Genomic DNA, 24,055 nt, shown 5'->3' on the forward strand with positions numbered 1-24,055 from the left:
GCTAAGTGCGAGAGAGAATCAGATTGGTTCTCTCTTTTTTGATGTTCAAAGCGATGAGAATTTTCGTTTTAAAATTGTCAAAGTTCCAGAAACCAAAAGCTTAGCATTTGACGTCCTTGATGAGATGATTGGTTTATATTAAAAACAATGAGGGATATTCCTTATCTATTTTTTAATCGAAAATTCATTTGTTTTATGGTAAAATAGTTTCATTACAATACGAGGAAAAAAGATGTCATCTACGTTTGAAATTTTAATGAATCAAATTGATATGCCACTTGATATGAGACAATCAAGTGCCTTTTTACATGCAGAAATTGAGCAAGTTTTAGTGCATACCGTCAGTCATGTTTGGGAATTTCAGTTTGCTTTTGGAGAAATTTTACCCATTGAGTTGTTTCAAGAATTAAAAAAACGTTTAAATGAAGAATTTTCTAAGACGGGCAACCAAGCTATTTTTGAAATTAAGGTTGCCAATCAAGATTTTACAGAGGAGCTGTTGCAGGCTTATTACAAAGAAGCATTTATAGAAGGACCTTGTGCCAGTCAAGGTTTTCGCAGTATGTACCAACAGTTAAAGGTGCATGCTGAGGGTGGTCAGTTGTTGATTGAAGGTCCTTCAAGTATTGATACGGAGCACTTTCGGAAGACACATTTGCCAAATTTGGCTAAACAATTGGTGAAGTTTGGTTTTCCGCATTTTCAATGTCAGGTCAAAGCAAGTGACGCCTTAACTCAACAGCAAGTTGAAACTTTCCAAGCTGAGAAAGAAAAGATTGTGCAAGCGGCTAACGATGAAGCTCTCAAAGCTATCGAAGCGCTGCAACAAATGGCGCCACCACCAGCTGAGGAAAAACCAAATTACTCTGATTTTCAAGCACGAAAAGCAGCCGCACGACCAAAGTTGGACAAGGCAGAGATTACGCAGATGATTGACATCCAGACCGAGGAAAATCGCATTGTCTTTGAAGGAATGGTCTTTGATCTTGAGCAAAAAGTTACTCGCACAGGACGTGTGCTGATTAACTTCAAGATGACTGACTATACTTCCAGCTTCGTGCTTCAGAAATGGTTTAAAAACGAAGAAGAAGCCAAGAAATTTGACATGATTAAGAAAAATTCTTGGCTGCGTGTGCGTGGAAATATTGAAATGAACAACTTCACGCATGACTTGACCATGAATGTTCAAGATGTGCAGGAAGTCGTACATTATGAGCGGAAAGACTTGATGCCAGAAGGTGAGAAGCGGATTGAGTTTCATGCGCATACAAATATGTCAACCATGGATGCTCTGCCAGAAGTTGAAGAATTGATTGCGACAGCCGCTAAATGGGGGCATAAGGCAGTTGCGATTACTGACCACGGCAATGTACAGAGCTTTCCGCATGGTTATAAAGCCGCGAAAAAAGCTGGTATTCAACTGATTTACGGCATGGAAGCTAATATCGTGGAAGACCGAGTTCCTATTACCTATAACGAAGTGGATATGGAGCTCAAAGAAGCCACTTATGTTGTCTTTGACGTGGAAACGACTGGTTTGTCTGCTATTTATAACGACTTGATTCAGGTCGCAGCAAGTAAGATGTACAAGGGGAATGTGATTGCCGAGTTTGATGAGTTTATCAATCCAGGACATCCTTTGAGTGCCTTTACGACAGATTTGACGGGGATTACAGACGAGCATGTCAAAAATGCAAAGCCACTCGAGCAGGTCTTGCAAGAATTTCAAGACTTCTGTCAAGATACGGTGCTCGTTGCCCACAATGCTACCTTTGATGTGGGATTTATGAATGTCAATTATGAACGGCATGGGTTGCCACAGATCACGCAACCAGTCATTGATACCTTGGAGTTTGCCCGTAATCTCTACCCAGAATACAAGCGCCACGGTTTGGGGCCATTGACTAAGCGTTTTCAAGTATCGCTTGATCATCATCACATGGCTAATTATGACGCGGAAGCGACAGGACGCCTGCTCTTTATTTTCATTAACGATGCGGCAGAAAAACGAGGTGTCACCAATCTTCAAAAGCTAAACACAGATTTGGTGGATGAAAACTCCTATAAAAAAGCGCGGGTCAAACACGCTACGATTTATGTAAAAAATCAAACGGGTTTGAAGAACATTTTTAAATTAGTCAGTTTGTCTAATACAAAGTATTTTGAGGGCGTACCGCGGATTCCACGAACAGTTTTGGATGCGCACCGAGAAGGCTTGATTTTAGGAACAGCCTGCTCGGAAGGAGAAGTGTTTGACGCGGTTGTTTCGCAAGGCGTTGATGCTGCAGTGGAAGTCGCAAAATACTACGATTTTATTGAAATCATGCCTCCAGCAATTTATGCACCGTTGATTGCCAAAGAGCAGGTCAAGGATGTCGAAGAGCTTCACACCATTATTAAAAATTTGATTGAAGTGGGAAATCGATTAGACAAGCCTGTTCTTGCTACAGGTGATGTGCATTATATCGAGCCTGAAGAAGAAATTTATCGGGAAATTATTGTCCGCAGTCTAGGGCAAGGGGCAATGATTAACCGTACCATTGGGCATGGCGAAAATGCCCAACCAGCACCACTTCCAAAAGCGCATTTCCGCACGACCAATGAAATGCTGGATGAGTTTGCCTTCTTAGGTGACGAATTAGCTCACAAGGTGGTTATTGACAATCCAAATCAATTGGCGGCGACCTTTGAGCCGATTGAAGTGGTGAAAGGTGACCTTTATACACCATTTATTGACAAATCAGAGGAACAAGTCGCTGAAATGACTTATGCTAAAGCCTTTGAAATTTATGGAAATCCACTGCCAGATATTGTAGACCGACGAATTGAGCGGGAATTATCCTCCATTTTGGGGAATGGATTTGCTGTGATTTATCTAGCTTCGCAAATGCTGGTACAGCGCTCAAATGAGCGTGGCTATCTGGTGGGGTCACGTGGTTCGGTCGGCTCTAGTTTCGTTGCGACCATGATTGGGATTACTGAGGTGAATCCTTTGTCTCCTCACTATGTTTGTGGCAAATGCCAGTATTCAGAATTTATCACGGACGGTTCTTACGGTTCAGGCTTTGATATGCCAGATAAAGATTGTCCGCATTGTGGGCATAAGTTGAGTAAAAATGGACAGGATATTCCCTTTGAAACCTTCCTTGGCTTTGATGGTGATAAAGTGCCCGATATTGACTTAAACTTTTCTGGTGAAGATCAACCGAGTGCTCACTTGGATGTTCGAGACATTTTTGGTGAAGAATATGCCTTTCGTGCCGGGACTGTTGGTACAGTCGCTGCCAAAACGGCTTATGGCTTCGTGAAAGGTTATGAGCGGGATTATAATAAATTTTATCGTAATGCAGAAGTAGAACGATTAGCGCAAGGTGCAGCAGGTGTCAAACGAACGACTGGACAGCACCCTGGAGGAATTGTGGTTATTCCAAACTATATGGATGTCTATGATTTCACACCAGTTCAGTATCCGGCGGATGATTTGACGGCAGAATGGCAAACAACTCACTTTAACTTCCATGATATTGATGAAAATGTCTTAAAACTAGATGTACTCGGTCATGATGACCCGACCATGATTCGGAAATTGCAGGATTTGTCAGGCATTGACCCCAATGAAATTCCAATGGACGATCAAGAAGTGATGGCTCTCTTTTCTGGGACAGATGTTCTCGGAGTAACGCAGGAGCAGATTGGTACGCCGACCGGTATGCTGGGGATTCCTGAGTTTGGAACCAACTTCGTGCGGGGTATGGTAGATGAGACTCATCCAACGACCTTTGCGGAATTGCTTCAATTATCAGGATTGTCTCACGGTACTGACGTATGGTTGGGCAATGCACAAGATTTGATTAAGCAGGGGATTGCTGATTTGTCTACTGTTATCGGTTGTCGGGACGACATTATGGTTTACCTGATGCATAAGGGCTTAGAGCCTAAAATGGCCTTTACCATTATGGAGCGGGTGCGGAAAGGCATGTGGCTCAAAATTTCTGATGAGGAAAGAAATGGCTACATCGCTGCTATGAAGGAAAATAATGTGCCTGAGTGGTACATTGAATCTTGTGGAAAGATTAAGTACATGTTTCCCAAAGCTCACGCGGCTGCCTATGTGATGATGGCCTTGCGGGTGGCCTACTTCAAGGTGCATCATCCGATTTATTACTACTGTGCCTACTTTTCTATCCGTGCCAAAGCCTTTGACATCAAAGTCATGAGTAGTGGACTAGATGCAGTGAAGCGCAAGATGAACGAAATCTCTGAAAAACGCAAAAATAATGAAGCTTCCAATGTTGAAATTGACCTTTATACAACTCTAGAAATTGTCAATGAAATGCTGGAAAGAGGTTTCAAATTTGGCAAACTCAATCTGTATAAGAGTGATGCGACAGAATTTCTTATTGACGGAGATAGCTTAATTCCTCCATTTTCTGCTATGGACGGTTTGGGAGACAACGTTGCAAAACAATTGGTTAAAGCGCGTGCAGAAGGAGAATTTCTTTCAAAAACCGAATTGCGCAAGCGTGGCGGCTTGTCCACTACTCTAGTCGATAAAATGGATGAAATGGGGATTTTAGACAATATGCCAGAAGACAATCAGCTCAGTCTCTTTGATGATTTATTCTAAAACTTCTTTTTTTGATGAAAGACAGGAATTTCATCAACGGCAGCTGCCACTAAACTAGAATTTTTGCTTATTCATTTGCGAAATATTATTGATTTTGCAATCTTTCATGGTAATGATTTATTGCGAGTAGCTAGCTGTTTTTTGAAAGGTTCTGCCTCAAAATTACTACTTGTAAAATTTTTTACAAAATTTATAGATTACTGTTGTTCCTTGTAAGCTATTTACAAATAGAAAGGATACGTTATGAAGTTAATGATTTCAACTGAAGATAAAAAAGCCCTAAGAGATTTTCATTATGCGCTTGAATTTTCTGGAAAGGTAGTACTTGCCTCGGTGGCGTTGGTTAGTTTGGCCATATTTGCAAGACATGCCTGTTCTTCCAAAAACAAGAAGGGCTGCTGTTTGCATAAAAATGGTGCAAAAGAGAGAATGATGAAATAATCAGGAAGGAAAACTAAATGATTGGTAGTATGTTTGTCGGTTTTATTATTGGCCTCATCGCCGGGGCTATTACTAGCCGTGGAGAGCGTATGGGTTGTATCGGAAAAATCCTCCTGGGCTGGTTTGGTTCCTGGATTGGTCAATTACTTTTTGGGCACTGGGGACCGATGCTAGCGGACACAGCTATCCTTCCATCGGTGCTGGGCGCTGTTATCCTTTTAGCTCTTTTCTGGAATAGAGGCACGTAAAATAGAGGAAAAGAAATACCTAGACGTTTATACATCTAGGTATTTTTTATTGAGGCCTGTAAGCTTATTTATTCTAGCACTAGCATACCGTCTTTGACTGCGAAAGGATCTTTTTCATTGATGCGGTCATAGAACATAATGCCATTTGTATGGTCGATTTCGTGTTGTACGACAATGGCATTATATCCTTTTAGTTTGATACGGTGCTTTTCACCCTCCTTGTCAAAATATTCAACGGTGACACGCGCATGGCGCACGACATAACCAGGCACTTCACGGTCAACTGACAAGCACCCCTCACCTTCAGCAAGTGCCGCATCTTGCACAGAATGTGCCACTACTTTAGCATTGTACATAACCGTTTGCAAAGCATAAGCTTCTTTAGGAGGATTGCCCTCTTTATCTGGCAGGTTTGGGATCAATACGGCAATAATCCGCTTTGACAGATCTAGCTGAGGTGCAGCTAGACCAACGCCGCCTCGAAGTCCCATTTTTTCAGCCATCACAGGATCTTGTGAATTCCTCAAAAATTGGAGCATTTTTTCACCCAAGATAACTTCTTGCTCTGTAAGTGGAAAGGCAACATCCTTGGCAACCGCCCGAAGCGTTGGATTTCCTTCACGAATGATGTCATTCATATCAATTGAATGAGCTGGTTTTGTTAATTTTTCAATAACAGACATATTCTCTCCTTTGTTTTAAAATTGGATTTTTATTCCAAATGAAATTTTTTGTATATGATAAATATAACACAAAATAAAGGAGAAAGAAAGGAATCGAAATAGCGTGTAATGAATATGTGGAGAAAACACGAAATAAATTAGTAAAAAATTAGTCTATTTTGCTTGATATTTTTAGCAAAAATATGTATGATGTTTAGTCGGACACCTAAAATATTATTAATAACAAAATAAATTACTTTTTAGGAGGGACAAAAAATTGAAAATTCTACTATTTGGAAATACAGGATATGTAACCAAAGAGTTTATACAAACAGCCTTTTCAAAGGATACAGTTTATCTTTTGGGAGAAACACATTTAAAAAGTTCAAAAAAATTAAAATTGACAGTTTTTCCTAAAACAAAAGAAGCCATTCTAGTAGAAGTTCTAAGAACCTATCAATTTGACCAAATTCTTTATCTTTCTAATTTATTAACTTATAAGAATCAACGAGTAGGGGAGCTAGAACGGCTGCAAAGTTTTTTAAATTGTACCGAAGAGCTATCTCACTCTAAGATTGTTTATGTGACAGGCCCAGAGGTGCTTAATGATCCTCAGGAGCTAGAAAGGGCAGCAGAGGGGATTTGTCTCAATTGGGCTAAGACAAATGGGCAGTATCTTAAAATAGTTCGTAGCCCTTATTTGTATTCTTCCAGATTGCCAGAAGATTATTTCTATCGTTTATTTGATAAGTTTCAAAAAGACACAATCGTTCATGTCGAAGAGCACCCAGATGAAATTGCGAATTTTATCAATTTAGAAGATTTAGCAGAGCTAATCAGCAAAATTTTTGATAGTTGGGATGAGCAAACAGAAATTTTAAACATTTATAATCCTTTTGAAATTACTTTTCAGCATATTGTAGCAAAATTAGAAGATAACGGCAAAATAGAAATTGATTCAAAATCAACTGCACCTTGTCTTTATCACTCAACAGATGAAAATAATTTAAGACAACGATATGGATGGTTTATTCATTATTCACTTTTAGAAGATTTAGCTGATTTGTATAAAGATTTTATTAAAGAAAGTAAGAAATCTAATCATCCGGAATTCAAGCATTTAAAAACGGCAATCTATGTGATGCGTTCTCATAAGACTTATCAAAAGATAGCTGAGATTTTACTTGCTTTTTTCTTATCTGAGGCTTTAAGCATGATGCTGAATGATTTTAATCAATTAAAAATGCTTGACATCCGTTTGCTTTTTGTTACCTTGATTAGCACTATTTTTGGAACGATATATGGAATTTTTGCAGGACTTCTTTCGATACTTGGTCTATTTGCGGCAACTATTCTGTCTGGGGGAAATTGGCAATCAATCGTCTATAACACAGATAGATGGATTTCCTTTGCAGCTTATATGTTTGTTGCTCTTATTTGTGGGATTATCCAGATGAAGTACCAAGATGAGAAGGAAATGTTAGAAAAAGAGAATCAGTTGCTAAATGAAAAAAATGAACTCTTATCTATCTCATATGAGGATGCAGTTTATGATCGTGAACAATTAGCTCAGCAAGTTGTAAGTAATCAAACTGGTACCAGCAAGCTGTTTTCTATTTTTCAACAATTAGATAAACCAACAGTAGAAGCTGTTTTAAATGAAACAAAGAAAATTGTTGCAGAGCAACTAGAAACAGATAGTGTCAACATATATTCATTATCTGAGTTTTCTGGCTTTAACCTAAATAGGTATCCGATATTAGCAGAAGAGTTGAAAAATGATGAAGTTTGGGTCAATAAGAATTTGATTCCAGATTATCCAGTTTATGCATTAAAAATAGAATCTGCTTCAGGGTTAAGCTACCTTTTGTGGATTGAGGATGTTTCTTATAGTCATTTATCTCTTTCGCGCATGCACTTCTTACAAATGATTGGTGGAGCAACAGCTTCTATGTTAGATAAAGCTGGTTATCATCAAGCATTTGTCAACCTCAAAAAGACTACAGTTTTAGGAACTACTCCTAATGGCATCAAATATGGAGGTTAATAAATGGAACTGATTACCTCTCTTTTTTGTGTGATGTTAGATTTAGTTTTATGCATTCATTCTTACTATTTGCTTAAATGTAAAAAAATCAAATTACCGTTGTTTTATACTATTTTTCCCATTGCAATACCATTTTTAGGCTATTTGTTACTTTGGCTTTTGAAACTTTCCACACATGATGATAAAACAAATGTGTCACTTCTTGCGAAAGAGGCTGATGTTTGGACAGAAATAAGTGGAGTGGAAAATAAGAATGAACTAGGGAATTCTTATGAAGATGTACAGAAGCTCATTCCATTAGAAGAAGCGCTACTTTTGCAAGATAAAAAAACAGCTAGGTGGATGCTGATGGAAATGGTTAGCCGTACCCCGGATCGTTTTATTGACCTGCTGTTTTTGGCTCGTAAGGACAAAGATACAGAAGTTGTACATTATGCTACAACTCTTATTGCAGAGGTGTCACGACAGTACGATGTTCGTTTGCAGAATTTGAATAAAAAGTATCATCAGAATCCTAGTGACTTCAAAGTTTTAACAGAATACTGCACTATTTTAGGAAGTTATTTGCAAAAGGGACTGGTAACGAAACGATTAGAAAAACTACTTAGAAAAGACTATTCAGATCTCTTGGCAAAAAAAATTCGACAAAAGGAAGAGCTGTCTGATTATCTGAGCTTCATTAAAAATGAGTTATTACTCAAGCATTATAAACGCGCTAAAGAGTATCTAGACTTGATTTCACAAAAGTGGACACAACGCGAAGAAATTTATATGTTATATTTACAATATTATTATGAAACGAAACAAGGAGAAAGGATAAAAGAATTGATAAAAGCTATAGAAAAAGATTCGATTTACATTTCAAAAGAGAATCGAGAACGTTTAGCTTTTTGGCATTCCTAAAGGTTGGAAAGAATGAAAAAGAAAAAAAGAACACTAATGTCTTCAAAAGAATCAATGATAGTGGTGGTCATCTTTCTTTTGCTATCTGTATTTTTATGGATTCAAAAAAGCGGAGAGCACTATACCGTTTCGACCAACAAAAATACATACTTAAAAGGGAATATTCCCTCTTCTAAAACGGTTTTTGAAAGTTTGGCAAAAGAAAATCTTGTGCTTTATGACGAAAACAATGGTACCAGTAGACGTGCGAAAGATCAATTCTCGCAGATTCTTAAAGACATGAAGCAAGGCTACCAATTGGTTGATATCTCAAAAGATTCTCTTCCTAGTTTTTCAAATTATAAAAAGGTTATCGTACTCTTGAGCGATTTGGAAACTTTAGGGGAAAAAACACAGGAAATGGTTGACTGGGTTGAGCAGGGAGGAAATGTCCTTTTTGGTGTTGCGCTAGTCAAGGATAATGTATCTACAGCTATTGAGCAAAAGTTAGGAGTAACGAATTCCAGTGCTGAAAATTCTGTGGTAAACAAAATGTATATTGATAAAGACTTCATGATTGGTGGCGGGAAAAGTTATCCAATTGATGGAGGATTTGAATCGGCCTGGACAGTCTCGCTTTCATCAGACACCAAAGTTCACGCTTGGACAGATAATGAAGCGCGTATTCCTCTCGTTTGGGAGAAAAAGTATGGCAAGGGGAAGTTTGTTGTAGATAATTTTGGAATTTATGAAAGAGCAGTTCGGGGGATTTATGCAGCTTCTTATAGCTTGTTGACAGAAGCAACAGCTTATCCAGTTATTAATGGTGCTACATTCTATTTGGATAATTTTCCTTCACCAGTACCCGCAGGAGACGCTACTTACATTAAGCGAGATTACAATACGAGTATTTCTGATTTTTATACAAATATTTGGTGGCCAGACTTGTTGAAGTTATCTGAAAAATATGGTATCAAATATACTGGCGGTGTTATTGAAAATTATGAAGATGATACATCAGGACATGTAACGGCACAAAAAGATATAGAACGCTTTAAGTATTTTGGAAAATCTCTTTTGGCAAATGGTGGAGAGATTAGTTACCATGGTTATAATCACCAGCCACTTTCTCCCAAAGATGTTGATTACGGAGACGAATTTCCAACTTATAAAACTTGGAAAGATAAAAAAGCAATGGAAGCTTCTATTCGTGAGTTGATTCGATTTACGAAGTCTCTCTTTCCAAAAGGAGAAAAGTCTATTTATATCCCACCTTCAAATGTCCTTTCAAAAGAAGGGAGAGAAGTGTTGAGAGAGAAGTTTCCAGAAATTAAAAGTATTGCCAGTAATTATTTCCCAGGGAAGTTCACCTATTCGCAAGAATTTGAAGTCGCGGATGACGGTTTGATTGAGCAACCACGAATTGTTTCAGGAGCATCTTGGGATAATTATTCTAAATTAACGGTTTTTTCAGAGTTAAATATGCATTATGTAATGACCCATTTTCTTCATCCAGACGACGTAATGGACGAGGACAGAGGCGCGAAACAAGGCTGGGCAAAACTATACAAAGATTTCACCGATGAGGTTGCATGGCTTGATAAAATGGCACCGAATATCAGAGATTTGACTGGTTCTGAAATGGCAGGAGCCATTCAACGTTATGGTATTTTAAGCGTGCAGCAACAAAAGACCGATACTGGTTTGAAATTAAATCTTGGGAACTTTCATGATAATGCTTACGTAATGCTTCGGCTAAATGAAGGAACACCAGGAAAAGTAACCGGTGGAAAATTAAAACATTTAACTGGCAATCTTTATTTATTGCAGGCTACTTCTGCAAAAATAGAGATTGAAGTGAAGTAAAAAGAGAAAATAAAAATGAGAATCTGTTTGGTTTTAGAGGGTTCCTATCCCTATGTACATGGTGGTGTGTCTACTTGGATGCACCAATATATCACAGAAATGAAAGAGCATGAATTTATCATCTGGGTCATCGGAGCCAATGAAGAAAAGAAAGGGGCATTCGTTTATGAATTTCCTGAGAATGTCGTAGAAGTTCATGAAGTATTTCTGGATAGCTTAGGTAGCTCAAAAATAATAGAGAAAAAAAGTGAAGAATTATCTCGTGAAGAGTATGATGCTTTAAAACAATTAGTTTTTTGTGCAAAACCTGATTGGTCTCTTATATTTGATCTGCTACAAGAAGGAAAAATTCAGCGAGATGACTTTTTAGTGAGTGAAGCCTTCTTTCAGATGATTCAAGACCTATGTGAAGAAAAATATGCTGCACAGCCTATGTCCGATGTATTTCATACCATTCGCTCCATACTTTTTCCTCTGTTGATGCTTTTAACCAGTGAAATACCAATCGCAGACGCCTACCACGCAATTTGTACAGGTTATGGTGGTATTTTAGCAACGTTGGCCAGCTACCGTATGGGCAAACCCTTGTTGCTGACAGAACATGGTATTTATACACGGGAACGTGAGGAGGAAATTCTTCGGGCTGACTGGATCTTGCCTTCTATGCGCAAACAATGGATTGATTTCTTTTATATGCTTTCAGATGCGATTTATTCTAAGGCGGACTGCATTACAAGTCTTTTTTCAAAAGCTCGGGAAACACAGATTGAGATTGGCTGTGAGCCGAACAAATGCCGCGTGATTTCAAATGGTATTGATTATGAAAGTTTCTCTAAAATTCCTTTTGAAAAAGATGATGATAGTTGGATTAACATTGGGGCAGCTGTCAGAATGGCGCCGATTAAAGATATCAAAACGATGATTTATGCTTTTTATGAAGTATCTGCCCAGATACCGAATGTTCGCCTATATATTATGGGCGGAGTGGATGATAAAGCCTATGCAGAAGAATGTTATGCTTTAGCACGTAAGTTGAAATTAGAGAATTTGATTTTCACTGGTCGTGTAGATATCAAAGAATATCTAAGAAAGATGGATTTCATGATTTTAACTAGTATATCGGAAGGTCAGCCATTGTCTATTTTGGAATCAATGGCTGCTGGAAAGCCCTGTGTTACAACGGATGTTGGCTGTTGCAAAGAATTATTAGAGGGGCGCGAGGATGATGAACTGGGAGTAGCTGGTTACTGCGTGCCGCCAACAGACTTAATGAGTTTAGCACATGCTATGATCGTAATGGCACGTTCAGAGGAAAAACGACTAAAGATGGGACAAATTGCTAAAAAAAGAAGTGAGCAATTTTACCAATATCATCAAATGATTGAACAATATAGACAATTATATAAGGAGTATGTAAGATAATGGCAGGTCTGGGATTTGAACTGCGAAAAGTATATAATAAAGGTAACTTCCTTGCAAAACAAAAGGCTTATGGTTATGCAGGCGTTGTATATGTTGGACCAATGATTCTTGGAATCTTGCTTATTTTGGCACTTGTTGGTCTAAGTGTTTTGGGGCGACTGGGCAATGCTGAACGTGATCATTTACTTGGCTTGATTTCATATTCTATCTTAGCTTCTTTAGCGATTATCAATCTCTTTTCAATGATTGTGACTCGCTATGTAGCAGATATGCTCTATGAGAAAAAATTTGAAAAAATTTTATCTTCTTATTTTTCATTAGGGGCGGTCATGTTAGGTTTGGGATTTGTGACTTATGGAATTTTCCTCTTTGTTTCGGGAATTCCTTTGCTAGAGATTCTCTTAAACTTGGTCTTATTTAGTGAGTTATGTATGATTTGGAATGCCGTCAATTATTTGACAGCTGTAAGAGATTACCGCAGTATTCTAAAAACTTTTGCCATGGCAATAGGTATTACGCTTGGGATTGGTTTGCTAACAGTTGTGTTAGCGATTCCGTACGGTTTGTTATTGAGTATTTGTGTCGCTTATGGCTTTATTCTTTTTCAAATGGTTCGTGTTTTATATAGGCATTTTCCAAAAAATTATACTGCTAATTTCGAGTTTTTTATTTGGTTTGACCGCTATTTAGAACTCTTTAAAGTAGGCTTTTATATGTTTATTGGACTTTTTCACATATCGTCATCAACTGGTTTGGCCCACTCAGCAAAGGAATCGGAGGGCTGTTTCATACCGCCCCAGTTTATGATGTCCCTGCTATGCTGGCTTATCTAGTAACATTGGTATCTACTGTAAGTTTTGTAGTATCTGTTGAAGTAAAGTTTTATCCCAAATTTAGAGAATATTACCATATGTATGATGGAGTAGGGAGTGCTAAAAAAATTAGCCAAGCTGAAACTGAAATGATGAATCTCCTTCGGAATGAATTGAAATACTTATCATGGAAACAGCTTTTAGCTACATTATTAGCTATGTTTGTGGGTATTGTTCTGTTGACAGTTTTGCCACTTGGCTTTAATAGTCAGATGAAAGGCTATTTTCAAACGCTTTGTTTAGCTTATGGACTTTATGCTGTGGGGCATGTCAATTTGTTAATGTTGCTTTACTTTGTTGATTATGAAGGTGCAAAGAAATGTGCGAGATGGTTTGCAGGAATCTCTGTTATTTTTAGTATTTGTACTCAATTTATGGATAGCTCTTTTATTGGGTACGGATTCTTGTTGGCTTCTCTTGTAATCTATTTGACAACAAGCTCTAGATTGAGTGAGTACACAAAAAATCTTCCCTATCGTATTTTAGGAAGTCAAGAAGTCTTTTCTAGTGAAGAAGAGGGTTCCTTTACGAAGTTAGTTACTACTTTGAAAGTGAGATCAAAGAATGGATAATAAATGGACCAAATTTTTACTGATTTTCGGTTTGATGGCACTTGCATTTGTTATTTTAGCCATTTCTGATAATAGTGGAAATAAACCAAAGCAACCAACTACGAAAAATGTAAAAAAAGAAAAAGTAGCAAATATCAATGATCGTCATCTCCGTGATAAAGAATCTTTATATGCTCTAAAAAATCCTGATGTGATTACGATGTATTTAACGGTGAGACGTGGAAATAATGCGGAAAATACCAATCATTCTTGGCGAGAAATCAATCAATATTCAGCTTACGATTATGAAAAAATGGGAGTGAAACGTTATCAGGTTGCAGGTCTTTTGCAAGTAGGAAATGAAAAAGGTCCTGTGGCGGGTGAATTTGGATTTGACGAAGAGGTTCCAAATGCGACTGTTCAAATTCGAGGACAAAGCTCCAGTCGTTCTAGCCAGAAAAATTATAAGATTGAGATAAAAAAGAGCAAGGGAAATTGGGAAGGTCAGCGGACAATCAACCTAAATAAACATCCCTATGAATACCTGCGTTTCCGAAATAAATTAGCTTTTAAATTAATGGAAGGCATTCCGCAAATTGTTGGACTCCGTACTCAATTTGTCCATTTGTATGTGAAAGATGAGACAGGTTCTGGTTCAAAGAATTTCGAGGATTATGGACTATATACACAAGTGGAGCAATTGAATAAAACAGCTCTTGAAGCGCATGGACTGGATAGAGCTGGACAACTTTATAAGGTGAACAACTTTGAATTTTACCGAAAAGCAGACGCTATTCGGAAGGAAAATGATCCAAAGTTTGATAAGAAAAAATTTGAAGAGCTTTTAGAAGTTAAGGGAGATCACGATCATACGAAGCTTATTGATATGTTGGATAAATTGAATGATAATTCCACGACAGGCGATGAGATGTTAGAAAAATACTTTGATGCCGAAAATATCCAATATTGGTTAGCTTTTCAGATTTTAATGGGAAACATTGATAGTCAAAATCGGAATATGTTCCTTTATAGCCCACAAAATGGGACTCGCTGGTACATTTTACCTTGGGATTTGGACGATTCCTTACGGAAAGGCGAACGAGAACTTCGTAGACCAGGTGCGCTGGGACAAAATAGTTGGCGTTACGGTGTCAGTAACTATTGGGGAAATGTTCTATTCCAACGATTGCTAAAGTCTGAAAGATTTAGAACGGGATTGGATAAAGTAGTCGATGAATTATATAAAAATCAGCTTAGTCCTAACAATATGGGTGAGTTGAGCAAGCAATATGCGAGTATTGTCAAACCGTATCTAGAGCGAATGCCAGATGTGGAACATGTACGGCTCAAAGATGGGCAATATGATCAAATTTTAAATGCTCTTCCAAATGATATTGAGAAAAATTATAAAGATTACAAAGAGAGTCTGAAATCACCACAACCATTTTTCATTGACAAACCTAAAATAGAAGACAAAGACTTACTGCTTAAATGGATGTCATCTTATGATTTTGATAATCAAGAAATTACCTATCATGTAGAATTGGCGAAAGATCCAGATTTCAAAGAAAAAATTCTTGATGAAAAAGGAATAAAAGGGACGAGCATTCGTACTAAACAGTTGCCAAAAGGTCAATACTTTGTGCGTGTCATTGCAACAAATTCATCAGGTAAATCCCAAGCAGCCTTTGAGCACTATCGGACAGAAAATGCTAGACTTTTTGGAGTTCTGGGATTCTACGTGCTGGAAGATGGAAATGTGAAAGTGGATGTCTATGAAAGAAAATAAAAAAGAACAGTTTCGGCATGAGGGAAAATACCTGATTGGTCTGAAAGAAAAAGAACTTTTAACTCAGCGCTTTCAATCCATTTTAAAACTAGATAAACATGCTCAAAATGGTGGCTATACCATTCGCAGTCTTTATTTCGATGATTACTGGAATAGCGCTTATGAGGAGAAAGAAGCGGGAATTTTGATGCGGAAAAAATACCGTATTCGAATCTATAATTTTAGTGATAAAGGAATCAAGTTAGAGCGCAAAAAGAAATTTGAAAATTATATCTATAAGGAAGCTGCACCTTTGACACGAGAAGAAACAGAGAAAATTATTGATGGAGATTATGATTTTCTTCTTCATAGTCCTTATTCCTTGTGTCGAGAATTTTATGTTGAATGTGTGACAAATATGATGCGTCCTCGTGTGATAGTAGACTATGAGCGAGAACCTTGGGTCTATGACACAGGGACAGTTCGATTGACATTTGATTCCAATGTTCGTGCTGCTATTGGTAGTTATGATATATTTGATGAAACCTTGCCAACATTGCCTGTTCTCGCACCAGGCAAGCTGGTTTTTGAAGTAAAATATACAGAATTACTACCGCAAATTATAAAAAATATTATTCCCCCGCAAGCTTCCGAGTTTCTTGCTGTATCCAAATATGTCTTGTGCTACGAAAAAACAGCTTACTTACATGACTTTGGATATTGGTATGATACAGACCACTAGTAGAGGAGAAAAAGATGAGTGTTCAAGATATCATTAAAAAATCTGTTTTACGATCAGAAAATTTTACTACCCAAAATATTGGAAAAATTATTGCAACCTTGCTATTAGCCATTGCATTGGGAGCCTTTATTTACTTTGTTTATCAACGATTTTTTACCGGCGTTGTCTATTCTAGAAGCTTTGCCATGACTTTGGTCGGAATGTCTATTTTGACGGCTATGGTAACACTGGCAATTAGCTCAAATATTGTTATCTCTCTCGGTATGGTGGGTGCTTTGTCTATTGTTCGTTATCGTACAGCTGTCAAAGACCCGATGGATTTGCTTTATCTATTCTGGGCCATTACAACGGGGATTACCGTTGGAGCAGGCATGTATATTTTGGCAATTGTAACGGCAGCTGTCATTTTTGGCATGTTAATCATTTTTAGCAAAATGCAAGGGCAAGGAAAAGTCTATATTGCTGTCATCCATTATCAAGGCGATGAAACGGGTGATAAAGTTATTCAGGCTTTTGGGAAAATGAAATATTTTGTTAAATCAAAAACAATGCGAGGAGATACTGTCGAAATGGCAGTAGAGGTCTTTTGTCAGAAAGAGAATTTTGTTTTTGTAGAGCAAATCCGTAATATTGAACAAGTGTCGGACGTAACACTAATCCAATACAATGGTGAATACCACGGATGATGAGAATGAATAAAATAATACCAATTTGTTTGGTCGTTTTAGTAGTCCTATTTATTTGCATAGCATTTTCCTCTCCTGTTAAAAAAAGCAGGAAGCGAGTGGAGCAGAATTTTACCTACTCTGATAAAGCATTATCCAATCCTTTGATGGGTTATGCTCCTTCAGCCAGAGAGTCAGAAGTAAGCAGGGATATTCAGCTGGTTTATATGGATGTGACTTGGAAAGAGCTGGAACCTCAAAAAGGAGTGTATGCTTGGAAAATCTTAGAAGAAAAAAATCAGCTCAAACGCTGGTTAAAAGAGGGAAAGCATGTTGTTTTACGCTTTGTACTAGATTATCCTCAAGCTATTTCTCATGAGGATATCCCTTCTTGGTTAATCAAAGAAATGTCGGATCCGGGGGATCGCTATATTTCTTCCTATGGAAAAGGTTTTTCGCCGAATTACGAGGATAAAAAGCTGATTCATTATTATGAAAAGGCCGTTACTGAGATGGGACGGCGCTGGGCTAATTCGGGACAAATTTCCTTTATTGAGCTAGGGGCTTTAGGGCATTGGGGAGAGTGGCATGTGAATGACGAAGCCAATATTCGGAAATTGCCAGAAGCAGCTATTCGTGAAAAATACATTACCCCTTGGATAGATGCTTTCCCTGAAGCTAATATTCTAATGCGGCGTCCGTTTGCAGCAGCTAAAAAGTATGGATTTGGTCTTTATAATGATGTGGTTGGAGACGAAGAAAGTAAAAAAGTTTGGCTCAATTGGATTCAATCTGGCGGAGATTATGACCAGGAAAATGCAAAAAATGGCTTAGTCCCGATGCCAGATGCTTGGCAAACTGCTCCTATTGGTGGTGAATTGACCAGTTCAGCTACTATGAAAACTCTCATGGGGAAAAAGCTGAAACAGATCATCAAAGAACTTCAGGAATCTCATACTACTTTTTTAGGTCCCAAAATTGCTGAAATGATAGACAATGATGATAGTAGCTATAATGAGCTGTTGAAAAATATGGGTTATCGTTTGTGGATTCCACAGATGACACTTACTTCTAGTAAGAAATTTACTCAGTTATCCATAACGTTTGCAAATAAAGGCGTTGCTCCCTTTTATCGTAATTGGAAAGTGAAAATTTATGTGTTCGACAGAATGGGTGCCATTATTGAAAGTAAAACCGTACCGATTGATTTAACAAAAATCTCACCTAATAAAGAACAAAAAGTACAAATTTCCCTTTCAACTGCTAACGTGACTGGTGAAGGAAATGGATGCAAAATCGCTTTGGGAATTGTTTCTCCTCTCACCAAGAAACCAGCTGTTCATTTTGCTAACAAAGGACAGGAAAGACAAAAATTGCTGACCTTGTATGAAGATTGAACCTAAACAAACCAACGTTGTATTCTTATTTACGACGTTGGTTTTTATGTCAGAATCAGATTGCGTCTTTTCATAAAAAACTGTATGATAGGGATAGTGTGATTTTAGAAAGAAGATAAGATGAAAAGATTCATGGAGAAGGCTAGTATTCTGGCTTTATCATTTGTGTTAACAACAGCATTTTCAATTTCCAGCGCTTTGCCGGCAATGTTTCAGTTTTATAAGAGTTATTCCTCTAGTCAAGTAGAGTTATTAGTCTCCTTGCCGTCCATTGGGATTATGTCTTTGTTGATTTTTAATAGTATTTTGGAGCGTTTTTTATCTGAGCGGCAAATGATTATACTAGGACTATTGTTGTTTTCTATTTGTGGCCTCATCCCATTTTTCAATCAAGCTTATGGTCTCGTTTTTGCTTCGCGATTTGTTTTTGGTTTAGGGCTAGGGATGATGAACCCTCGAGCAATTGCGATTATTAGTGAGCGATTCCAAGGGAGAGAGCGTGTGCAGATGTTGGGTTATCGTGGGTCAGCAGAAGTTGTTGGGATGGCTTTGCTGACTTTAGCGGTCGGGCAACTCTTGCGTTTTGGTTGGACAACTACTTTTCTGGTTTATACAGTTGGCTTTATTGTTTTAGCATTGTATCTTTTGTTTGTTCCTTATGAAAAAAGCAAAGTCGATAAACATAAGTATCTCAAGTCTGCTCAAAAAATGACCACAAAACAAGTGCGTTTAAGCATATTGTTGGCTTTTATAGCTGGAATGATTGTGTGTACCAATGTCGCTATCAATTTACGTATTCCAAGTCTTGTCTTACAGAATAAAATGGGAAGTGCTGAAACAGCGAGCTTGATTCTCAGCTGTATGCAGCTTGTCGGGATTCTAGCTGGCGTTAGCTTTGCCAGCTTAGTGAGTATGTTGAAAAATCGCTTATTGACAGTAATGGGAATTGTTTTTGGTTTCAGTCAAGTGATGATTGGTTTTTCGAGCCACATTTGGTTCTTAAGTTTAAGTGCTCTGTTGGCTGGTTTTGCTTATAGCGTATCTCTAACAGCTGTATTTCATATTGTATCAGAGAAAATTCCTGCCCATTTGGTCAATCGCGCAACAGCGATTGTTGTCTTGGGTTGCAGTAGTGGTGCTTCGGTGTCAACATTCGTCCTATCCTTGATTGGAATCATTTCTTCTGTTCCAACCTTTATTTTTAGTGTATTAGGAGTTCTCATGATAGCAGTATCCATTTTAGCTGTTTTTGTCACTCATCAACAAAATGAGGAAAAAGATGCGATTAGATAAGTTTTTAGTAGAAATGGGCTTTGGCTCACGAACAGAAGTCAAGCAACTATTGAAAAAGAAGCAAGTTTTGGTGAATGGAAAAATAGAAACATCTGCGAAAGTGCAAATAGATGAAAATCAGGACGAAATTTCGGTCAATAACCGAGTTCTAGTCTATGAAAGATTTGTCTATTATCTTTTAAATAAACCCAAAGGTGTCATTTCTGCTACCGAAGATGATAAGCATCGAACGGTTTTGGATTTGCTGGATGAAAATGCACGTCAGAAAGAAGTCTTTCCAGTTGGACGGCTCGATATTGATACTCATGGTCTTTTGTTATTAACCAATAATGGAGCTTTGGCACACGCTATGCTGTCTCCTAAAAAGCATGTAGCAAAAGTTTACAGTGCAAAGGTAGATGGGATTATGACTGAAAAAGATGCAGAGCGTTTTGAAGCAGGGATAGAGCTCAAAGACTTTACCTGTCAGCCTGCAAAACTGACCATATTAGAAGTGAATGAAGAGCAGCAAACTTCTCTGGTGGAGATTATAATTTCTGAAGGAAAATTTCACCAAGTGAAGCGAATGGTTCAGGCTTGCGGAAAAACGGTAACAGATTTGGAACGCCTTTCTATGGGACCGCTTATGCTGGATGAGCGTTTGGAATTAGGGGCTTTCCGTCATTTGACAAAAGAAGAATTAGAAAAACTCACTATTTTTGGTGTAGAACTCTAAGCCGGAATGTCCCATTTGACAAAACCTTTCCTTCTTGGTAGAATAAGGATGTCGTTAAAGACAAATAACTTTTTCTTGGTATTAGGTGGGCCAAGCCTAACACTCGGATGAAGCGTAAAGAAAAGGAGTCTATCATGGCAATCTCAAAAGAGAAAAAAAATGAAATTATTGCACAATATGCACGTCACGAAGGTGATACAGGTTCAGTTGAAGTACAAGTAGCTGTTCTTACTTGGGAAATTAACCACCTTAACGAACACATCAAGGTACACAAAAAAGACCACGCTACTTACCGTGGTTTGATGAAAAAAATCGGTCGCCGTCGTAATCTTCTTGCCTATTTGCGTAAGAACGATGTTAACCGTTACCGTGAATTGATCAACTCATTAGGACTTCGTCGTTAATTCAATTAAAAGTCTCTCATGAAAATGAGAGACTTTTTTTCTACCATTAGAAATAGAAATGTGGCAGAGTAAGCATATCCTTTGACTGTTGTAACAACTATTGATACAATACATTTGCAAAAATAAATTACAAACGTAATCGAATGATAAAAAGGAGAATGATCATGATTGAAATCACTTATTTAGATGCTAGTAAGCAAGAGAGGGTTATAACGTTTGAAAGCTATCAAGAATTTGAGCAATCGCAGCAAGCCTGCTTGATCAATGTGGCAGATTATTATCCAGTTCAAAAGCTGCTTGTTAATGGACACGAATTGGATTACCAAGGGACTTACGGTGATGTTTTCTTTTATCTAATGAAGCAAGATTTAAATCAATACAAATAAAAGTGAGGTAAAATGATGACAAAAGCTATTACTGATGCAACGTTTGAAGCAGAAACAAAGGACGGTCTTGTTCTTATTGACTTTTGGGCTACTTGGTGTGGACCTTGTCGTATGCAAGCTCCTATTCTAGAAAAACTTTCCGTAGAAATTCCAGAAGATGAATTGAAAATCGTGAAGATAGACGTTGATGAAAATCCAAATACCGCACGACAATTTGGTATTATGAGTATCCCGACTCTCTTATTTAAAAAGGACGGCCAGGTTGTGAAACAAGTCGCCGGGGTACATACAGCAGCACAAATCAAGCAAATCATGACAGAATTAGGATAAAGCATAAAATCCGCTTAGTTTTTAAGCGGATTTTTAGGTGCCTGAAAACTTTTAGTCACTAGGATACTTAAAAGAGATTCTTGAGGATTCTAATAAAACTCAAAATAAAGTATTGACTTATTTAAAATTAAGTGTATAATTATGCTCAACAAAAATTAAGCAATCATTTAACAAAAAGAAAGTGGATATGAAATGAAACGAATATTGCAAAATAAACTGTTTATGGGAACTTTCATCTCGGATATGTTGTCTAATTTTGGAGATGTACTCTATTATTTGGCTTTAATGAATTATGTTCTGTTATTGCCAGAAGCAAAATTTGCAATCTCTTTAGTGACTTTATCTGAAAGTTTGCCTTTTCTGACGATGATTTTCATGGGCATGTGGGGCGATCGTACTAAGAAGAAAGTAGATACGATTTTAGTGACGCTTCTGTTTCGGACAGGACTGTATCTGCTCATTGGTCTGGCTATGGGCTTTCAGCCAGCTTTATGGGTAGTGATTTTAGCTGTATTGGTCAATCTTTTATCTGATCTAGCTGGTCAATATGAAGATGCTCTGCACATACCACTCAGCCTTCGTATTATTCCAATGGAAGATCGTGAAGCCATGTATGCCTTTCGTCAAGGAGCCAGCTCTATCCTAAAGATTCTCTTTCAATCCAGCGGAGCAATTTTAGTTGGGCTGATGAGTTACCAATACCTCGCATTTTTTAATGCTGGAACTTTTGCAGTTAGTGCTTTGATAATGATGATACTTCGTCCTAGTTTAAATAAACTGCTCAAAGACAATCCAATTCATTCTTCTGTTGAGAATCGTGAGGAAGAGAGATATTTTATTAAAAATACATGGAATAGTTTGCAGCAAGCTTATCAAACTGTTCAGAATATCTCCATCTTAAAGACTTCTATTTTCACTATTGCTGGTTTAAATGCTGTGTTTGCAGCAGAAAATGCGCTGCTCCTCCTAAATATGAAAGAAAATCCCAGTTTTGCATTTATCAATCCAGCCACAACTATAGCAACCGTTACAGTTGTAACTTTGATAGGAAATATTTTGGGGAGTGTTTTGGTAACGACCTTATTAAAAAAAGTAAGTATGGAGTTTTTGCTGAAGATTTCCGTATTCATGCCTCCTGCTCTCTTTATTGGTTTTTTACTCCACAGTATTTATATTATTTTCTTGGTGAATTTTTTGACAATGGTTATTGTAGGCATTTTTCAGCCGAAGATGAATGCTTTTATCATTTCATCGCTTCCTGAGGAGCGTTTGGCGACAATCAGTGCGGGGATTAGTAGTTTTTGCACATTAGGCTTAGTTCTTTGTCAAATGCTAGTAGCAGTTTTGGTAACGTTCTTGTCATCAGCCCAAATTGCTTTCTTATTTTTAATATTATCATCAATTTTATTCTTTTATACACTGAAAGTGCCCAGAAAAAATGCTAAACAAGTGATGCAATAGCTTTCCAAACAGTTTACTTGTTAGGGTGAATTTGATAAGATAACACTAAAGAAGGAGTAAAGATAATGGTGGAAGTACAGTATTCAGAACAAGCAAGTGATTTAATGGAGCAGTTTTCTCTATCTACTCTGATACAGGATAGAAGAGAGACTATCGAAAGTTTTAGTGGCAAAGAGCGTGAGCTTTTTAAAGATGTTTTTCCTGTAATGGAAGAGCTTCGCCTTTTGTTTCAACCTTATAAGGAAAAAATGGAAACCTATTATTTGACTGGTTATGGAATTACCTTGCTGCAAAGTTGCTATTTGGAGATGGTAGATAAGGGGCTGACGCCCAAATCGGTTGAAGCGGTACATGCCTACTGTTTGCAGCTAGATACCGAAGCGATAAGAGAACAGTTAAAAGATCTCTTAAACACAGATCCTGAGCACATGGCTAAAAGTGGAGATTTTTGGGATTATTTAGAAGCATCATCTATTAAATCAGAAACTAAGTGGTATTTCAGTCAATTTTATCGGAAGCCACTTGAAGCTATGAAAGAGTTAATAGAGCTGTCTCGGGAACTTATTCCGCTTTACCAGCCTTACTTGGAAAAAAGTGCTGCCGAACGTAGAGCTTATGCGGCATCTTTTTCATTGGAGGATACCATTGCAGAGTCTGCTAGTCTATCTCATTTTGATTGGAATTTTAAAGAAAATCAATTTATTAGGCTTTATGTTGTCAGCCCATGGGTGGTGCAGTTTGCATCTTACTTCAGTGAAACAGAACCGAAAGAGAGTCATTATTTTATCGTTTCTTGCCGCATTGATCAACTACTTAAAAGTGGAAAAGAACTGGATATGGATACGTTTGCCGCAGTTCTCAAGGTACTTAGTGATAGCACACGCTATAATGTTATGGTAGAATTAGCTAAACCGTATGCTAAGAGCAAACGGATTGCTGAAGAGTTAGATATTACTGGAGCAGCGGTTTCTTTTCATACTCAAAAGCTCATCAATGCAAAACTCCTGCTTTTTAACCGTGACCATAAAGATGTGAAATATGATGTAAATAAAAGTTTACTTAGAGAAATCATTGCCAAGCTGACGAGTGACTTTGGCTTGGAGGAAAAATGAAGATAAAGACCTTTGGATTAGTTGCGGACGAAAAAAGAGGCTGGGACAAAAGCCCTTAACCTCGTCAGATTTTTATGAGTTTCTTGCAAGTCGCAGTGGTTGAGTGGGGGTGGGACGACAAAATCAAATTTCTTCGAAATTACCGATTTTTGTCCCACTCCCTT

At 37.7% G+C, this 24,055-nt stretch carries 19 protein-coding genes and 2 pseudogenes; 19 read left to right on the plus strand and 2 right to left on the minus strand.

The annotated features are described in order from the left end of the window. Position 1: 1 nt before the first annotated feature. Positions 2-133, minus strand: a pseudogene (locus ANG_RS11090) (ISL3 family transposase); the annotation flags it as partial. Positions 134-232: 99 nt separating this feature from the next. Here ANG_RS11090 and ANG_RS02510 point away from each other — a divergent pair. The 3 genes from ANG_RS02510 to ANG_RS02520 all read left to right on the plus strand — a co-directional run bounded on the left by ANG_RS02510 (position 233) and on the right by ANG_RS02520 (position 5,316). Then, positions 233-4,627, plus strand: a complete 4,395-nt coding sequence (locus ANG_RS02510) for a PolC-type DNA polymerase III (RefSeq protein WP_020999815.1) — start codon at positions 233-235, stop codon at positions 4,625-4,627. A 243-nt stretch (positions 4,628-4,870) separates the two neighbouring features. Continuing rightward, on the plus strand, positions 4,871-5,068 hold the full coding sequence (locus ANG_RS02515) for a hypothetical protein (protein ID WP_003037779.1): 198 nt from the start codon (positions 4,871-4,873) through the stop codon (positions 5,066-5,068). A 17-nt stretch (positions 5,069-5,085) separates the two neighbouring features. After that, positions 5,086-5,316 carry a GlsB/YeaQ/YmgE family stress response membrane protein gene (locus tag ANG_RS02520; RefSeq protein ID WP_003037737.1) on the plus strand — a complete coding sequence of 77 codons (231 nt, stop codon included), beginning with the start codon at positions 5,086-5,088 and terminating at the stop codon, positions 5,314-5,316. Positions 5,317-5,384: 68 nt separating this feature from the next. On the opposite strand, the gene def is transcribed toward ANG_RS02520, so the two are convergent. Next, positions 5,385-5,999 (minus strand): peptide deformylase, encoded by a 615-nt coding sequence (def, locus tag ANG_RS02525; RefSeq protein WP_003037739.1) that lies wholly within the window; start codon positions 5,997-5,999, stop codon positions 5,385-5,387. A 256-nt stretch (positions 6,000-6,255) separates the two neighbouring features. Here def and ANG_RS02530 point away from each other — a divergent pair, with 256 nt between their 5' ends. The 16 genes and pseudogenes from ANG_RS02530 to ANG_RS02605 all read left to right on the plus strand — a co-directional run bounded on the left by ANG_RS02530 (position 6,256) and on the right by ANG_RS02605 (position 23,891). Further along, positions 6,256-8,025, plus strand: coding sequence for a hypothetical protein (locus ANG_RS02530; RefSeq protein ID WP_025271621.1), 1,770 nt, complete (start codon positions 6,256-6,258; stop codon positions 8,023-8,025). Positions 8,026-8,028: 3 nt separating this feature from the next. Beyond that, positions 8,029-8,928 carry a hypothetical protein gene (locus tag ANG_RS02535; protein ID WP_003035165.1) on the plus strand — a complete coding sequence of 300 codons (900 nt, stop codon included), beginning with the start codon at positions 8,029-8,031 and terminating at the stop codon, positions 8,926-8,928. Between the two features lie 12 nt (positions 8,929-8,940). Continuing rightward, complete coding sequence (locus ANG_RS02540; protein WP_025271622.1) at positions 8,941-10,773, plus strand: DUF2194 domain-containing protein; 1,833 nt, start codon at positions 8,941-8,943, stop codon at positions 10,771-10,773. A 15-nt stretch (positions 10,774-10,788) separates the two neighbouring features. Beyond that, on the plus strand, positions 10,789-12,195 hold the full coding sequence (gene pelF / locus ANG_RS02545) for a GT4 family glycosyltransferase PelF (protein WP_003035144.1): 1,407 nt from the start codon (positions 10,789-10,791) through the stop codon (positions 12,193-12,195). Further along, a pseudogene (pelG, locus tag ANG_RS02550) lies at positions 12,195-13,639 on the plus strand (exopolysaccharide Pel transporter PelG). Before pelF ends, pelG begins: the two are co-directional and overlap by 1 nt. Beyond that, positions 13,632-15,407: a CotH kinase family protein gene (locus ANG_RS02555; RefSeq protein ID WP_003035152.1), complete on the plus strand. Its 1,776-nt coding sequence runs from the start codon at positions 13,632-13,634 to the stop codon at positions 15,405-15,407. Before pelG ends, ANG_RS02555 begins: the two are co-directional and overlap by 8 nt. Next, a complete protein-coding gene (locus ANG_RS02560) occupies positions 15,394-16,128 on the plus strand; it encodes a polyphosphate polymerase domain-containing protein (RefSeq protein ID WP_025271623.1) in 735 nt (244 codons plus the stop codon). The genes ANG_RS02555 and ANG_RS02560 overlap by 14 nt, the downstream gene beginning before the upstream one ends. A gap of 14 nt (positions 16,129-16,142) precedes the next feature. Continuing rightward, positions 16,143-16,814, plus strand: coding sequence for a DUF4956 domain-containing protein (locus tag ANG_RS02565; RefSeq protein WP_003035173.1), 672 nt, complete (start codon positions 16,143-16,145; stop codon positions 16,812-16,814). A 5-nt stretch (positions 16,815-16,819) separates the two neighbouring features. Beyond that, entirely contained in the window at positions 16,820-18,190 is a 1,371-nt protein-coding gene (locus tag ANG_RS02570; RefSeq protein WP_025271624.1) for a DUF4832 domain-containing protein, read from the plus strand. A 120-nt stretch (positions 18,191-18,310) separates the two neighbouring features. Continuing rightward, the gene (locus tag ANG_RS02575) at positions 18,311-19,483 is read left to right on the plus strand and encodes an MFS transporter (protein ID WP_003035138.1); all 1,173 of its coding nucleotides are present in this window, start codon (positions 18,311-18,313) and stop codon (positions 19,481-19,483) included. Continuing rightward, positions 19,470-20,198: a pseudouridine synthase gene (locus tag ANG_RS02580; protein ID WP_003035126.1), complete on the plus strand. Its 729-nt coding sequence runs from the start codon at positions 19,470-19,472 to the stop codon at positions 20,196-20,198. Before ANG_RS02575 ends, ANG_RS02580 begins: the two co-directional genes overlap by 14 nt. 134 nt (positions 20,199-20,332) lie before the next feature. Next, positions 20,333-20,602: a 30S ribosomal protein S15 gene (rpsO, locus tag ANG_RS02585; RefSeq protein ID WP_003026255.1), complete on the plus strand. Its 270-nt coding sequence runs from the start codon at positions 20,333-20,335 to the stop codon at positions 20,600-20,602. Positions 20,603-20,766: 164 nt separating this feature from the next. Next, positions 20,767-20,988, plus strand: a complete 222-nt coding sequence (locus tag ANG_RS02590; RefSeq protein WP_003026254.1) for a DUF4649 family protein — start codon at positions 20,767-20,769, stop codon at positions 20,986-20,988. A gap of 15 nt (positions 20,989-21,003) precedes the next feature. Continuing rightward, positions 21,004-21,318, plus strand: coding sequence for a thioredoxin (trxA, locus tag ANG_RS02595; RefSeq protein WP_020999813.1), 315 nt, complete (start codon positions 21,004-21,006; stop codon positions 21,316-21,318). 192 nt (positions 21,319-21,510) lie between these two features. Then, positions 21,511-22,779 (plus strand): MFS transporter, encoded by a 1,269-nt coding sequence (locus ANG_RS02600; protein ID WP_003035169.1) that lies wholly within the window; start codon positions 21,511-21,513, stop codon positions 22,777-22,779. A 65-nt stretch (positions 22,780-22,844) separates the two neighbouring features. After that, positions 22,845-23,891: an ArsR/SmtB family transcription factor gene (locus tag ANG_RS02605; protein ID WP_025271625.1), complete on the plus strand. Its 1,047-nt coding sequence runs from the start codon at positions 22,845-22,847 to the stop codon at positions 23,889-23,891. The last annotated feature ends 164 nt before the right edge of the window (positions 23,892-24,055 follow it).

Source organism: Streptococcus anginosus subsp. whileyi MAS624 (assembly GCF_000478925.1).
Lineage (GTDB): Bacteria > Bacillota > Bacilli > Lactobacillales > Streptococcaceae > Streptococcus > Streptococcus whileyi.